Genomic DNA, 14,903 nt, shown 5'->3' with positions numbered 1-14,903 from the left:
TCAATACATCAATAAGTTTCTATTTCAAAGAAATATCAACAATCTTAAAATTAATATTGCCTAAATGCACCACGGGTTATATATATTATAATATTAACCAGGATCAAGACTAATTGTTGTGTTTTGTATATGTGACGAGTGATTAGCGATGAGAGATGAGTGGGATTGAATTTAAAAGTTTTTTTGTTGTGGAGTTGGTTAGTTAGGTAGTTTTAGAGTACTGTCACTTCGACTGTGCTAGTGACCAGATAAGCCCTGTGATAAGTATATATCTAAAATAGTTAATTTACCATTCGATATTCATTAGTTATCAATCGGCCTATCGAAAGTATAGCGTAAAATTTGCAATGAGAGAAGCGTTAAAAACTTTGGACTGTTTGAGCGATAGCGAGTTTGTCTTAAGTTTAGCTTCCGAATAATAAATTTAGCTATGGTTTCGTAAGCCTAGACTTTTTTGATTCTTTTTACGGCAATGACATAAAATAATTTAAACCTCAGTAAAAATAAGCCTTTACAAAGATTTTTAAGGCTCGTATTAAAGATTTATTAAAAAAAGACTGTTTTTTTTAATGATATTAAGGAATAACCTCTATTACTTCAAAAATAAAATCCAATGAACTTTTTAATAGAAAAGAATATTAAATCACTCGAAATATAATTCTATGATTAATATTACACCAAAGTTAAATAAAAAATAAATATCTTGGATAAATAGTTAAAAATAACCTAAAGAGACATTACATTTAGATACATTACAAAACATCAATTCGTAGTTAAATACGTTTAAATGCAAATAGGCACATTTCCTTACATTGTTAAATAGTATATTCTTCTACACCTTTGTAATTCAGAATTAAAAATAAAGAATACTATGAAAGGAAAATTCATTATGATGAGAACAAAGGCATTTCATAAATTGATAGAAGAAGTAACTCAAAAAATATTAGTAGAAATTAAACCTATAATAGATGCTAGGAAACAGTCGGACGAAGAAGAATGGTTAAATCCTAAAGAAGCAAAAGATGCATTACGAATCAAAAGCACAGGGAAATTATTAAGATTAAGAAATGAAGGCTTTATAAAATATGCAAAACATGGAAACATTACAGTATATTCTAAAAAGAGTATAATGGAATTTTTAGAAAAATGTATTGTAAATTGAATTATTCTTTTAAAGTTTAGTGGATAGTATCAAATTGAGGTTGTCGAGAAAGGCAACCTTATTTTTTGTATTATGATGTAAATTTAATCCGAAAGCTTCGGATTATGAAAACGAAGTGACTCTTTGTTTTTATACTGTAAATCAGATACTTGCATTTTAGTGAAAATACATTTCGATACATTGTCAAACATTTGATGTACTTATAAAGTGTACTCTTTGGTGTACTCCTAGAATTTCCGTCTAATAATAAGAGTAACCAAAATTATGGCTTTTGATTATTAAAATATTAGTCTCTTCTACAATTGCATCCACAAAAGACAAAAATTGTGTATTGCAAGAAAGAAGGAAGAAATAAAAAGGGATTACCCGTACAATTCGATTTTTTAGGATTTAGCTTTCGTCCAATAATGATTAGCTTAAAGAAAGGAGGATGCTTTTTACAATATGATTGTACGATGAGTCGAAAATCTAAGAAGCGTATTCTAAGAGAATTGAGAGATATGAAGCTTCATACCAAAACTCAATGTAATTTACAAGATTTAGCAATAATGTTAAATCCCAAAATTAGAAGATGGATACATTATTATGGAAAAATAAGGCGTAACTCATTAAAACCTATCCTTTACTATCTCTATCATCGAATCTTAAAATGGATTTTAAATAAATATAAACGTTTTAGAAGAAGTAGAGTCTTAGCTATAAAATGACTAAGATGTATTAGAAGAGACTATCCAAATATGTTTTATCATTGGAAATTAGGTTATCAGTTAACTTAAGAATTGACTACATAATAAAAGCCGTATGAATTGAGAGGTTCACGTACGGTTTTGTGAGAGGTTTAAAGGTGAAATTCCCCTTTTCCTACTCGACTACCTGCTTTTTCAAATCTTCCAGTTTTCAACAATCGGTTTAATTAACTTTACAATAGAAGTAAGGAATAACAATATGAACACCATTGTCAATGAAGAAAATAAATTAGCCCAAATTATTCTCCAAAAAATAGTCTTTGACTTAATTGCTAATTCTGGACTACTTGAGTTGTACAAGTTGGATAACTGTTTACTTACTGACTTTATCAACTTTAAACCCTTGGTTATTAAAACTATGTAGATTATAAACAGAAAGGTGTTTATGTATAAACCTACCTGTAGATTAATAAACTCCTGATTCAAACTTGACTCTAAGTCTGAAACAATTTGACTCATTTGAGGAGGAAAGTATTTATTTACATTAAACTTGATGGCTTGCATAATTGATAGAGTGAAAATTATCCAAAAAAGATATGCCGTGAAGAAATATAAATAATGAGAAGATAGCTTATTACTCATCTCTTCAAGTTTAATTTTTTTTCTCATTAAAATCTTAAAAAATAATGCAGCGAGAAGTAAAGCTAATGGGACGATTACGTATTTGAACTTAGAATATGTTTCCTCATAAGTTTTTTGCCACTCAAGTGCGTTTTTCTGATATTGAAGTGCATTAATCTCCTTTTCATAGGCTATGATAGCATCATTCTTTTTTAGACTATCCATTGACTGGGCTACACTAAGAATAAATAACATATGATTATCTTGTTCAGAATAAGGAATAGGTTTTGCAAAGATTGAATCATTACTCTGTCTTATTACATTTAATTTTTTGCTTAAACTGTCGCCATAATTCTCAATTAAATTGATTTTTTCTGATACAAACTCTTTTTGCTTTATCTCTTTTGGTATTAAAGATGCGCTTTTCGACTCTCTTATCACTTCCATTAAGATTAAAGGACGTTCTTTAACGAAAGTCGAAAACAGAGTTCCGGTCAATGTTATGATGAAAGTGCATAATACTAACCCCTGAATGCTAAACTCTAGTGGTAGCATCCATTGTTTTTGCTCTTTTTCCTTACTGCTAAAATTTATTGTCTTTGAATATATTATCTCCTTTCTTTGTTTCAAAAATGGTTTGAAATCAAGCCATTTCCCTAAGAAACCTTTAAGGACTTTTTCTCTGAACTCTGAAAAAATTGATAGCATAAATTCTTGTTTTTTTAACTCAGTTCTTTGTTAGTCATAGTTATATTAATAAATGTCTATCATAATAATTGTTGTTAGAGAATCTGATAAAGTTACTTTCGGATTTTAGAACTCTGGTAACATCATTGAAATTCATATCTAAATTCAATATTTTTGGAAGTAATATTTTGTAATAATAATTTACACAAATGAATAATGCACAAATGGCATTTATTGTATTTAATAAGTTGGCTTCAGTAAAATAGATGTTTCTTTCATGTTTTACATTATTGTGGCTTTTCCACCATTCAGGATTTTCGTCTCCATTCCAATTCTCCCATGGTTTTATATCAAGTCCGAAAAAACCAACACTTACTTTTTCCTTAATAATCTCAGGTAATAAAGATTTTATTCCTTCTCTATATTGGTTAATATTCCCAACAGCCGAATTCTCGTCTAGCAGCGAGCATATTTCTTTTAGTATGACATCAATTTCTGAACAGCTAGATAATAGAAGTCTTGTTAATTCAATTGAATGGGTTGACATATTATCTTCAGAAAATTCAATGAACCTAGATGTTCTCTTTAAATCTTGTTCTAATGCGCAATAATAATTCCAATAACGCATTGATAAATTTTGTTGTTCTGACATTAATACTAGATGTTGTTAAATAAAGTTATTTCATTTTTCTAAATGCCAAACTCATTCTCACGTTTTCAGTATCAGATTTCGGAATTGAGTGTTGCCATTTGTCTTGTAATTCATTTGTATATAAATAAATGAACCAGAAGAAAGTTCAAAATCATTTATTATTTCACGATTTTTAATATTCTGATTTCTCCGATTGATACAATTGCAACTCCTGTATTTTAACTAAAATATCTGTTTGGTCAGAGTGAAACTCCATTTTAGATTTACCATTCAAATAGTAATTAATTAAGTAATTATTCGGTTTGAAATTCAGCGTACTGCTTATTGATTCAATTATTTCATTTAGTTCAGGCGTAAATTCTTGAAAAGGATAACTAATTTGAGAGTAATTATATGCTTTTCCATAACTAGCAGTTTTTCGAGCAGACATCCTTTTGCCCCATTCAACATTGTTTTTTAATTTGTTAAACAGTTCTATTGGATTATCAATGAAAGTTATTCCGTTCATTTTTTTTCTAATTGTGGCTAAGCTGCGTTTTAATGCACTATACATAATGTGTGTGCCCAGCATGGGTATCTATAATTTATAGCAATATAAGTTAATAATCTAGAGGGAGCAAGTCCCTTATGGGTTGGAGTAACAATCATAACCATTAGCAAGTCGCAAAGGTGAAACTCGTGAGGGTTTATCTGAAGGAAGTGAGACTGCAAAACTCGATACTGACGAACAGAAATCGTATAGAGAGGCTAGTAATATATTGGGATAAGGTAGCACATCATATTAACGTCCACAAGAAAAGGTATTATTAGTAGATACGGCAGGAATTGAGTGAAAGAAGATGCCATTGGTCTCCAACGTTACGCGTAATGCCATGGAGAAGTCAGCAAAAGTCATAGTACTTATAGGAAACGAGTTGTTATAGAATATAGAGGACTCACAAATAAGGAAAGACAGCACATTATATCACATCTGGATTCACAAGAGAATGAATGTATCATAGCTCTAGCTTAGAAAGAAAAGAACAACAAATTACAATGATAGCAAAAGTGTTAATAGCAAGGAATCTAACCAAGGTAAGAATGAAAGTTCAAGCCAACAAAGGTTCAGCGGGAATAGATGGAATGTCTGTAAAAGACCTAACGGATTTTATCAGAAGACATCGTTCAAGAATTTGTACTCAAATTATTTCACGTAGCTACAAAGCATAACCTATCAAAGGGGTGAGAATCCCTAAATCAAATGGTAGTATTAGACTATTGGGGGTTCCAACAGTAGTAGGTCGGTGGCTTCAACAAGCAGTTAGTCAACAACTAGCAATCCATTTTGAATTAGATTTTGAAGCTGAAAGTTATGGCTTCCGATCCAACAAAAATCTACAACAAGCAGTGTTGAAAAGCCAAGAATATATCAATGAAGGGTATCAAGATATTGTAGATATAGATTTGAAAAGTTTCTTTGACCAAGTACAACACTACAAACTCCTACAGCTTATTTACAACAAAGTAAAATGCCAAACTACCTTATGGTTAATTCGTAAATGGTTGAGAGCCCCCATGTATAAAAATGGACGACTATACAAACGAAGAAAAGGATTACCACAAGGTAGTCCCTTAAGTCCGTTGTTATCTAATATACTGTTAGATCAATTAGACAAATATCTAAAAGCGAAAGGCTGCAGATTTATGCGTTATGCCGATGATTTTAGTATATATACTAAATCAAAAACAGTAGCAAAAGAAATAGAAAATCAAGTATACCTTTTTCTAAAAGAGAAACTAGACTTACCTATAAACAAAGCAAAAAGTGGTATACGTAGACCTTCAACTTTTAAAGTATTGGGGTATAAGTTCACACCTGTCTATAAGAAAGGAGTAAGAGGTAAATACCAATTAATAGTAAGTGAAGAAGGATGGAAAACACTCAAGAGAAAGCTCAAGTATATCACCAAGAAAAACCTACCAATATCGATAAGTGAACGCTTAGATAGGCTAAAACTCATTTATCAAGGATGGCTAAATAATTATCGTTTAGCAAATCTACAAACCAAACTTAAAAAGTTAGATGAATGGTTGAGAAACTGATTGCGATATTGTATATGGCATGATTGGAAGAAGCTAGAGCGAAAACGAAAGAATTTTATTAACTTAGGAGTAATAACCAGACAAGCATATGCTTGGAGTCAAACAGGAATGTGAGGATGGGCAGTAGCTCAAAATTCAATTTTGCGAACGACAATAACAGAAAAACGCTTAGAGAAAAAAGGGTATCAAAGTATGTTAAGGTATTACCAAAAAATAAAGTTTTGATAAGATGAACCGCAGTATACGAGACTCGTACGTAAGGTTGTGCGAGAGGTGCAATCTCTTCTTTAAAGAAGAGATCCGTCTACTTGATTGCCAGTAGTTTTTTTTCCCAAATTACTTTCCAGCATTTTAATTTTGTTTGCAGTCAATTCTATTACGGACTTATTTATTCTTTTAAAAAAAATGGTCTTAAAAATAATGAAATACCAATTTGGCTTAGGATTATACAGAAAATAGGATTGCTTTTTTTCTATTGCACTAAATCTTTTAATTGAATCTGCATATTTGAGATAATTAATCTTATTATTAATAAAGTGAAATTCCATTTTTATATTTTCTAAATCCTGAAGGGTTGTCTCTACTAAATCATACTCAGATTTCAACTTGTCTCGACATAACTCGTTTATAACTCTATATTTAGATTCGTAAACTTCTTGAAATCTGATTAAATTGGATTTGTCAATTTGATTTTCTTTAGTAACAATAATATCATCTAAAGATTTAATTAAGACTTTATAATTAACATTACCTTCTTTTTTATGAAGTACGATCTTTTTATTTTTTAATTTATTTGAAGACTCAAATTCTTTTGAGTTTTTTTTTCGTACAAGGAAGTTAGCATATAAAGATGTAAGTAATGCTACAAATGATATTATGATTATAAATTCTTCCATAATTATTGTTTTTTGGGAAATACTGAGACACTAAAGGTTACAATAAACATTCCAACAAAAGCAATTAGTGATGTGTCTTTATTTTTCTGCTCGGAAAATGTATCCACATTTGTATAAGAGAATATAAAGACTATTAACAATATAACGGATAAGCCTATTAAAAAATTTCTTAAAAGCGTGAAATCAGTGTCATCTTTTATTAATTCGCCGATACTCTTTCCTAGAAGTACAATAGAGATAAGTAATATTTGCCCTTGCGAAATAAATTGAAAGTAATTATTTGAAATTTCTGTAGTATTAAAGTTTTCAATTTTCAAGAACAGGTTTATTAATATTGGCAGCAATGATATTACGAATACAAAAAAGAACCAATGGTTGATGTTTCTTAATGTTTGTTTAGTCATATTTTGTTTTTTAAAATTACTGGCAACGTGATTGAGTATGATTAGTTGCATGATTAAAGCACTAAAGTTAGCAAATAAATCACAGATAGAAAATCCAGGAGGACTTTCGTAAGTAGTTTATAACCTGGGATTAATTATACACGGTGTGTCTGTTGCACAAGTATTAGATAAAAATAGTATTGTTTCGTAAATTGATATAAGCAAGACAAGAAGATTTATCAAGAAAAATTATTCACTCATTTTCAATTGAGTGATCGTATAGTCAAAACAAATTTCTATCGTCGATTAAAAGAAGTTATCCACTTAGATTTTTTATACGACAGTACTAAGAAGTTTTATGGTAATAGTGGTCAAAAAAGTATTGATCCAATAGTATTTTTTAAATTGTATCTAGTAGGTTATTTAGAAAATATCATTAGTGATCATAAGCTTATCGAGCATTGTAGTATGAGATTAGGTATCCTTTTCTTTTTGAATTATGATCTTGACATTCTACTATCAGCCGTACTCGACAGCTTTTTCCTGAAGTAGTTTTTGAGAAAGTCTTTACTCATATACTTACCTTGTGTGTGGACAAAGGGAATGGTCAACGAACATACTCAAGCCATAGACTCATCTCCCATAAAAGCTAATGCTAATATGGATTCTTTAGAATTAAAAGTTCCTGCTAATGAATTAGATGTTCATTTAGCTAAAATTAGGCATATTAGTAATAGAGACAAAGAGGTTTTTAGAAAAGCCTTTGGAACGCTAACTCAATATTATGGGATTGAGAAAGATCAATACTATAGGTATACAACAAGCCAGTAAAGTGATGATGCTTTCTGCTATTGCATATAATCTCAAAAAATATTTAAAATTCTATAAAAACCTGAGCAAGAGTATTGCCAAAATCAAAACACCTATTTATAAATCTCTATATGTTGAATTGGAGACGTATTATATCTCTTTTAAGGAACTTTAATTTTATAATTATTGACTTGTGCAACGATTACTATTATTGGCAATAGTTATTATTCTTGTACATATTTAAAAGCATCCAAAATATCCTGTGGTATTAAGTCTGGAATATCATCGATTATTTTATCAATTATTTCGTATTTCAAAAGTTCTTCTTTACCTCTTTTTAGTTTACTTAAACTCGGAAAAGTTTCCAATATTTTTTCTTCTAATGTATGTCCATGAAGAATTAAATACCATCTCGGAATTTCGATTCTAATTCCATTTACATATGTGACTTTTTCATTTTCTAACCCCTCATTCGGGTTTACTTTTTCAGCAACCAAATTGACAATTACATTTGCAATAACTTGTAGTTTTTCTTTTGGAAATTTCTTGAAATCATTAAAACATTCATGCTCATTTAATCCTAATTCGATTTTAGTAATCAGTTTTTCTCTAAGTAACATCGCTCCAAGTAATAATGGATCAAACAGATAGTTTTCAATTGCATATCTATTTTTATCACCCAATACTTTAATAAACTCATGAGTATTTGGTTCGTTAGTGGTATCCCAATCAATTATGCCCCAAATAAAATTATTACCCGCATTTCTTAATGTTTTGCAAATATTTATGACTTGATCACAGTTAGCTACTTTAACTCCATTCTTATCTGTTCGACTATCACCTGACGAAATAAATGCCAATGAAATTTCTGGTATTAAATGTACAGAAAGCTTTTGATATAACTTTTCATAGAAAATCACATCATATAGACTTTCAACAAAAACTTGACGCCTATTTTCATAATTAATACTAAAACTGGGCACTCCAGCTGTAAGAATTGACAAAGCTGAGTCTTTTATTGCTTTACCTATTCTTTCTCCATCCCTTTTCATTAAATAAAGAGAGTCTTCAGGCGCTAATGCTACAGTTGACGGTGAATGAGTAGTCATAATTACCCTTACTCCATATTTATCACATAAAACATTTTTCAATACAAATAAAAACTGTTTTGTCATTGACGGATGCAAATGGGCATCAGGCTCGTCCAGTAATAAAATCTTTGGAAATACTCCAGAATCATTTGTATTAAACAACCAAAAAACTAGCGACACCAAAACTTTTTCACCAGATGAAAGATCTGTAAAATTAATAGGCTCTCTTGTATTCTTATTTTTCAGAACAGGAGTATACATATCACGCATATTAACCTCTTCTGGATTATTTAATTCGAATGGAAGTTCAATATCATTAAAAAGCTGATTTATTAATACCCAGGGCTTTTCAGAATGTTCTTTAATAAACTCTTCTTCAGATATCCCATTAGATTTTGCTTCAATTAAATCCAAACGATAATTATAGAAAATCTTTCCAATGTTGCTATTTGTAGCTTGAAGCCTTATATCTGTTAAAAAATTATTCGGAATAAGGTTTAAAAACTCATCTTTTGGCAATGTTTGACCATTAAATAATTTATTATCCTCTATAACTTCATCGAAAAATTCAATTAAAGAATTATGTTTTGGCTGTTTCCTATATTGTTCTCTTTGCTTCCTAATATTAACCGCATTAACACCTCTTAGCTGTTTATGCCTATTGGTAAACTGATTATATAGACTTTCTCGTTCCTGTTGAACGTTATTTAATCCAATCGCTTCCAAATTTGACAGACCCCATTCTCCCCTTAAAAACACCAAATCTTCTGTCCTATATAAGACACCAGATAATTGAGCAAAAATACTTGGAGGATTCGGTGTATTTTCCCATGACTTAAGGATACCCGATTTAATTATATCCAGTAACTGAGATTTCCCAGTTCCATTCTTTCCAGTTATTACTGACAATATTGGGATATCATTCCAAACAATTCTATTTATAGATTTATATTTTCCATCAAACTTTATATTCATATTGTTTTTTTTCAGAAAACATTAATTATTGCCAACAGTTTCGTGTATGAGTAGTGGTAATAAAACATACTTATTTTTCGGTTATACATCAAACACAAAAAAAGTGCAAATCTCAAAGGTTTGTGTTTTCTTAGCAATTACTTATACACATTGTGCCTGTTGCACAAGTATTAGATAAAAATAGTATTATTTCGTAAATTGATGTATGCAATGCAAGAAGATTTATCAAGAAAAACTATTCACTCATTTTCAATTGAGTGATCGTATAACCAAAACAAATTTCTATCGTCGATTAAAAGAAGTTATCCACTTAGATTTTTTATACGACAGTACTAAAAAGTTTTATGGCAATAGTGGTCAAAAAAGTATTGATCCTTTAGTATTTTTTAAGTTATGTTTAGTAGGTTATTTAGAAAATATCATTAGTGATCGTAAGCTTATTGAGCATTGTAGCATGCGATTGGATATTCTTTACTTTTTAGATTATGATCTAGATGAACAGCTTCCTTGGCATTCTACAATCAGTCGTACTCGACAGCTTTTTCCTGAAGCAGTTTTTGAGCAAGTCTTTACTCATATACTTACCTTATGCATCGATATGGGTATGGTCAGCGGACATACTCAAGCCATAGACTCAGCTCCCATAAAAGCTAATGCTAGTATGGATTCTTTAGAATTAAAAGTTCCTGCTAATGAATTAGATGTTCATTTAGCCAAGATCAGACATATTAGTAATAGAGATAAAGAGGTTTTTAGAAAAGCTAAAGAAAATAAAGCTACTCAACAACAAAGAACAATCACAGCTAATGCCAAAGAATTAAATAGTATAACTGCTAGAAATAAAAAATGGGCTAAAGATCAAAATCAGCGTCAAGGCTCCAATAATAAGAGAAGTCGCTATACAAGCAACAAAACACATTATAGTCCTACAGATCCTGACGCTAGAATTAGTGTAAAGCCTGGTAAAGCAAGAAAGCTCAATTATAGTAGTCAACTTAGCGTAGACACAGCTCATCATGTAATTACGGATATAAAGGCTTATCATGCTGATAAAAAAGATAATCAATGTCTAGAAGATATAGTTTCTAGATTGCACAAACGCCTATGGAAACAAGGCTTTGTATGGGAGAATATTGTTGCAGATACAGGCTATAGTAGTGGAGAAGTTTATGCTTTTTTAAAACAAAGAAGAATTTATAGTTACATACCACCTCATGGCACATATAAAGGTGGTCCTGATGGCTTTTCTTATATAAAAGAACAAGATCATTATCTATGTCCTATGGGAAAGATTATTCCATTTAAGAAAGTATTTTTAGGTTATCGGACGCAGACTAAAAAGAAAGAATATCGTGGTTCTTCTAAACAATGTAAAAACTGCCTATTAGCTTTACAATGTCTAGGAAAAACAGCCAAAGAAAAGAAGTTTTCTGTAACCTATTATCATGAACAATACGAACGAAATAAAACTAGAGTACATAGCAAGAAAGGAAAATACATGAAGCGAAAAAGACAAAGTACAGTTGAACTAGTCTTTGGAATGCTAACTCAATTTATGGGATTAAGAAAGATTAATACTATAGGTATACAACAAGCCAGTAAGGTGATGATGCTTTCTGCTATTGCGTATAATCTCAAAAAATACTTGAAATTCTCTAAAAATCTGAGCAAGAGTATTGCCAACATCAAAACACCTAGTTATAAATCTCTATATGTTGAATTGGAGACGTATTATATCTCGTTTAATGAACTTTAATTTTATCAATAAATATTCCAATCTCATAAAAAAAGACCTTTTAAAAAGTTTTTCTTCTTTTTTTATATTTTATAATTATTGAATTGTGCAACAGTTACCGGTGTTGTGGGTAGTTTTTATAGCAGTTAAATAGAATAAGTTCAAACGTGATTTTTTTTATTCTATCCTCAAGGTGATTGAACTTATAGGTTATTATCGTTTCAAATTTTTCCTCCATAAATGAGTCTAAAAGTTCGTGTTCTTGCACTGTTTCTTTTGCAATTTCAATTACATTTTGGAAGTCTTTATTATCCTTGTTGAAAATTATTAAAGCTACTTTTTCATCTCTCCATAAGACATATCTTTCAATAAGTTGATTGATTGCTGAACTTAAATAAGATTTTCCTTTCCATAATTTGCATTCTGCAACAAATACATTTCTAGCGTTTAAGTCTTGTATTAAAATATCAGTTTTACCAATTTTATTAAATGTTTCTCCTGTTGCTATATGGTTTTTCGATATTTGAGTCAAGTGTGGTAAAAAGTAATCTCTAAAATCTTCTTCCCCAAATGAGCTATGAAGATGATTTAGTTTTTCCAAGCTTTGTCCAAAAAAGAAAATTTGCTGGATTAAGAAAGAATGGAAATCTTGTTCATTAAGCTTATTAAAAATAGGCTTTAATTCATTTATCAGTCCTTTTTCATTTTTAAGCCACTTTTTTAGAACCTTAATATATTTAAGTTCATTTCTTGAGAAACTTTCTAATAATAACAGTTGCTCTATTCTGTGTCTTTCTGAAACAACTTGAATTTCATATTTTTCTTTTTCAGAAATTTTTAAACTCTTATAAACATTCTCTGACGTTAATTGAGATAAAATCTTTTTGGTGTGATTAACTAATATTTCAATAAGTTCACTTTGAGTACGACCTTTAAATTTTGTTAATCCTGTAAACCTATTATGTTCTCCGTCATAAAGGAATAAATTCAAAGGAAGTTTTCCTTTATAAGCTATTTTTATATTGCTAAACAAAGGTATTTCTGGAATGAATTTTATCCAGTTTTGAAATGTCGAATTTAGTAGGTTTAAATCTGTATTTTTCTTAGTACTTACTTCTGTTTTAGATTTAAAGAAATCTAATAACTGCCTTCTTTTCCATTCAGATTCTTTTGACAATTCTAAGGAATTTTCTACCCAGTATTTCAGAATGCTAAAGAACCTTTCACCACCAACGCTTGGTTTTCCAAAACTTTCAATTACATAGTCGATATAGTCTGTTAGCTCTTTATACCAATTATCTAGTTCAACATTTTGATTTATGAAACTAGAAGTATAACTAATTGAAGTAACGACTTTAATAGGAATATCCGCATATAGCTCTTTTTTAAACCAATTTTTGGTTAAAAGAATTTTGTGATTGTCACAACAGTTTGGAAAAGAGTCAAACCATTCAGTTAAGTTAGATAGAATGTTCTTATGATATTCACAACAATTTGGAAAATCTTCAGGTTGAGTGTATTCGTGGTATGGTTCAATGGAATAACCCGAATCCCATATGTCGCTTCCTGGGATTTCAATAAACTTTTGATTTTCTATATCAGAAATGAACTTTTGAGGATTGGAAATTTCAAAATGTATATTTCTATTCATAAAAGTTCGTTTAAATTACCCACAACGGTTAATGGATGCTCTGTGACGACCAAAGGGAGACATGGAGTCATCCATAATGTTATGATCTGTTACATTTGTTTTAGTTCGTCATTGAATGACTTCTTCTTTATATTATCTTCAACAGCTTTTATTAATTCAGTTAATATCCGTTTTAGGCTACTTGTGGCTTCTTTCAAAAATTTCTCAGAAGGTTGTTCAATACCATGAAGAAGTTGATTTCTGACCTTACGTAAATGACTTAATGCGCTGAGATCTTGTTCCGTTAATGTTTTTATCTTTTTTAATGAGTCAAATCTTGGAACTACGTATTTTCTCTTGTCTACATTATCACTTTCTATGTTTATCTGTTGGACAACCTTTTCCAAAAGTATCCATATTCTTATGAAACTTTCAAATCCAGTTTGCTTTGATTTTGACGTCTCTAAATCCTTGAAATATGTTGTTAGATTCTTCTTAGTTCTTTCATTTGAATATGCATCAATTAGAAATAAAGTGATAAGTTGATCGGAAGCAGACTCATCATTATTGTAATTAATATTCTTTATATAATTATTAAATTTTGAAGGTTTTATAAGATTTTTAAATTGAAGCAAGTTTTCATTAAAGAAGTCAGTTTTACCAAAATTATTATTATTTATCTTTTGATAATCAAGCCTATTTATTAAGAAATTCGTCAATTCATATTTACTATCAATTGAATTCTTTTTCTCTGTTCTAATTGTCATAGCTCTATGTAATCTTTCCAGAGCAATTTCTCCAGTCATAACCAACCCGTTTAACTCATCAAGAATTGCTAGTTCTTCTTCTGACAATTCACCGCTTAATGGTTTATAGATTAAATCATGTTCCACCTCCGACCATGAGTGCATTATTAATGAAGCAACTTGAATTTCAACAATTGTTCCGAAATATCTTGATGGGATATCTTCATCTTTATTGAGAAATATTCTATAATGATTTGCCCAATATCCTGAAAATCTTTTTCTGTGTTCAGGATTGTGTTTATTACCTGGAAAGTCTTTTTTGTCTTGAACATCGAAAAGATCATTAATTATTTCATCAAGAAGTTTCCTCTCATTTGGGAAATAAAGAGAAACTCTTGTTCCAGCTAAATCAACTATGTCATCTCTTATTTCTTGAAGATCTTTGTATTTTTTTTCAATATTTCTATGATTAACTTTAGCCTTTAACCTGTCAGGCCTTTTTGCTCTATAAGTGACTATAGCCTTAATACCTCTGCTTATTATTTCATCTTCAAGCTTATTATGAACTAACCTAGCAATTTCATTATAAAAGTCAAATTGTTTTTCATATTCAGATATGTATTCGTTAATTAGATTCATTTATATATTTTTATTGGTCAGTAGAATAGAGCCTGATAGTTCTAGTCTGTTATATCTTCTAAAGATATTAATATTTTAGAACTATCAGTGCCCCCTTCATCAAACCGT

At 30.0% G+C, this 14,903-nt stretch carries 13 protein-coding genes and 1 pseudogene; 6 read left to right on the top strand and 8 right to left on the bottom strand.

All coding sequences use genetic code 11. The annotated features are described in order from the left end of the window. Positions 1-871: 871 nt before the first annotated feature. Positions 872-1,162, top strand: a complete 291-nt coding sequence (locus ACYEKI_RS20950; RefSeq protein ID WP_459213170.1) for a helix-turn-helix domain-containing protein — start codon at positions 872-874, stop codon at positions 1,160-1,162. A gap of 326 nt (positions 1,163-1,488) precedes the next feature. Beyond that, positions 1,489-1,869 (top strand): group II intron maturase-specific domain-containing protein, encoded by a 381-nt coding sequence (locus tag ACYEKI_RS20945; protein WP_459213169.1) that lies wholly within the window; start codon positions 1,489-1,491, stop codon positions 1,867-1,869. 174 nt (positions 1,870-2,043) lie between these two features. On the opposite strand, the gene ACYEKI_RS20940 is transcribed toward ACYEKI_RS20945, so the two are convergent. From ACYEKI_RS20940 to ACYEKI_RS20930, 3 genes are all read right to left on the bottom strand, one after another. Next, positions 2,044-3,177, bottom strand: coding sequence for a hypothetical protein (locus tag ACYEKI_RS20940; RefSeq protein WP_459213168.1), 1,134 nt, complete (start codon positions 3,175-3,177; stop codon positions 2,044-2,046). A 40-nt stretch (positions 3,178-3,217) separates the two neighbouring features. Next, positions 3,218-3,808, bottom strand: a complete 591-nt coding sequence (locus ACYEKI_RS20935; RefSeq protein WP_459213167.1) for a hypothetical protein — start codon at positions 3,806-3,808, stop codon at positions 3,218-3,220. Between the two features lie 172 nt (positions 3,809-3,980). Next, the gene (locus ACYEKI_RS20930; protein ID WP_459213166.1) at positions 3,981-4,316 is read right to left on the bottom strand and encodes an alpha-ketoglutarate-dependent dioxygenase AlkB; all 336 of its coding nucleotides are present in this window, start codon (positions 4,314-4,316) and stop codon (positions 3,981-3,983) included. Positions 4,317-5,029: 713 nt separating this feature from the next. Here ACYEKI_RS20930 and ACYEKI_RS20925 point away from each other — a divergent pair. Next, positions 5,030-5,890, top strand: a complete 861-nt coding sequence (locus ACYEKI_RS20925; RefSeq protein WP_459213165.1) for a reverse transcriptase domain-containing protein — start codon at positions 5,030-5,032, stop codon at positions 5,888-5,890. 287 nt (positions 5,891-6,177) lie between these two features. Here the strand turns inward: ACYEKI_RS20925 and ACYEKI_RS20920 are convergent, their stop codons facing one another. Together ACYEKI_RS20920 and ACYEKI_RS20915 are read right to left on the bottom strand one after the other, a co-directional pair. Further along, on the bottom strand, positions 6,178-6,786 hold the full coding sequence (locus tag ACYEKI_RS20920; RefSeq protein ID WP_459213164.1) for a hypothetical protein: 609 nt from the start codon (positions 6,784-6,786) through the stop codon (positions 6,178-6,180). A gap of 2 nt (positions 6,787-6,788) precedes the next feature. Then, a complete protein-coding gene (locus ACYEKI_RS20915; RefSeq protein ID WP_459213163.1) occupies positions 6,789-7,190 on the bottom strand; it encodes a hypothetical protein in 402 nt (133 codons plus the stop codon). 213 nt (positions 7,191-7,403) lie between these two features. On the opposite strand from ACYEKI_RS20915, the pseudogene ACYEKI_RS20910 reads away from it, so the two are divergent. After that, a pseudogene (locus tag ACYEKI_RS20910) lies at positions 7,404-7,931 on the top strand (transposase); the annotation flags it as partial. A gap of 22 nt (positions 7,932-7,953) precedes the next feature. Continuing rightward, positions 7,954-8,154 carry a transposase gene (locus ACYEKI_RS20905; RefSeq protein WP_459213162.1) on the top strand — a complete coding sequence of 67 codons (201 nt, stop codon included), beginning with the start codon at positions 7,954-7,956 and terminating at the stop codon, positions 8,152-8,154. 49 nt (positions 8,155-8,203) lie between these two features. On the opposite strand, the gene ACYEKI_RS20900 is transcribed toward ACYEKI_RS20905, so the two are convergent. Further along, entirely contained in the window at positions 8,204-10,045 is a 1,842-nt protein-coding gene (locus tag ACYEKI_RS20900) for an AAA family ATPase (protein WP_459213161.1), read from the bottom strand. Between the two features lie 205 nt (positions 10,046-10,250). On the opposite strand from ACYEKI_RS20900, the gene ACYEKI_RS20895 reads away from it, so the two are divergent. Further along, on the top strand, positions 10,251-11,801 hold the full coding sequence (locus ACYEKI_RS20895; RefSeq protein ID WP_459213160.1) for an IS1182 family transposase: 1,551 nt from the start codon (positions 10,251-10,253) through the stop codon (positions 11,799-11,801). Positions 11,802-11,895: 94 nt separating this feature from the next. Here ACYEKI_RS20895 and ACYEKI_RS20890 read toward each other — a convergent pair whose 3' ends face one another. Together ACYEKI_RS20890 and ACYEKI_RS20885 are read right to left on the bottom strand one after the other, a co-directional pair. Continuing rightward, positions 11,896-13,431 carry a hypothetical protein gene (locus ACYEKI_RS20890; RefSeq protein ID WP_459213159.1) on the bottom strand — a complete coding sequence of 512 codons (1,536 nt, stop codon included), beginning with the start codon at positions 13,429-13,431 and terminating at the stop codon, positions 11,896-11,898. An 89-nt stretch (positions 13,432-13,520) separates the two neighbouring features. Continuing rightward, on the bottom strand, positions 13,521-14,795 hold the full coding sequence (locus tag ACYEKI_RS20885; protein WP_459213158.1) for a hypothetical protein: 1,275 nt from the start codon (positions 14,793-14,795) through the stop codon (positions 13,521-13,523). Between the last annotated feature and the right edge of the window lie 108 nt (positions 14,796-14,903).

This window comes from Aquimarina rhabdastrellae, from assembly GCA_947387485.1.
Classification (GTDB): domain Bacteria; phylum Bacteroidota; class Bacteroidia; order Flavobacteriales; family Flavobacteriaceae; genus Aquimarina.
The sequence above is the reverse complement of the archived record's forward strand: the minus strand, read 5'-3'. Positions and strand labels throughout refer to the sequence as shown.

What these genes read in the sequence shown, in the direction of transcription:
- ACYEKI_RS20950 (WP_459213170.1), top strand. Translation starts at nt 872, where the DNA reads ATGAAAGGAAAATTCATTATGATGAGAACAAAGGCATTTCATAAATTG.
- ACYEKI_RS20940 (WP_459213168.1), bottom strand. Translation starts at nt 3,177, where the DNA reads ATGCTATCAATTTTTTCAGAGTTCAGAGAAAAAGTCCTTAAAGGTTTC.
- ACYEKI_RS20935 (WP_459213167.1), bottom strand. Translation starts at nt 3,808, where the DNA reads ATGTCAGAACAACAAAATTTATCAATGCGTTATTGGAATTATTATTGC.
- ACYEKI_RS20930 (WP_459213166.1), bottom strand. Translation starts at nt 4,316, where the DNA reads ATGAACGGAATAACTTTCATTGATAATCCAATAGAACTGTTTAACAAA.
- ACYEKI_RS20920 (WP_459213164.1), bottom strand. Translation starts at nt 6,786, where the DNA reads ATGGAAGAATTTATAATCATAATATCATTTGTAGCATTACTTACATCT.
- ACYEKI_RS20915 (WP_459213163.1), bottom strand. Translation starts at nt 7,190, where the DNA reads ATGACTAAACAAACATTAAGAAACATCAACCATTGGTTCTTTTTTGTA.
- ACYEKI_RS20905 (WP_459213162.1), top strand. Translation starts at nt 7,954, where the DNA reads ATGGGATTGAGAAAGATCAATACTATAGGTATACAACAAGCCAGTAAA.
- ACYEKI_RS20900 (WP_459213161.1), bottom strand. Translation starts at nt 10,045, where the DNA reads ATGAATATAAAGTTTGATGGAAAATATAAATCTATAAATAGAATTGTT.
- ACYEKI_RS20895 (WP_459213160.1), top strand. Translation starts at nt 10,251, where the DNA reads ATGCAATGCAAGAAGATTTATCAAGAAAAACTATTCACTCATTTTCAA.
- ACYEKI_RS20890 (WP_459213159.1), bottom strand. Translation starts at nt 13,431, where the DNA reads ATGAATAGAAATATACATTTTGAAATTTCCAATCCTCAAAAGTTCATT.
- ACYEKI_RS20885 (WP_459213158.1), bottom strand. Translation starts at nt 14,795, where the DNA reads ATGAATCTAATTAACGAATACATATCTGAATATGAAAAACAATTTGAC.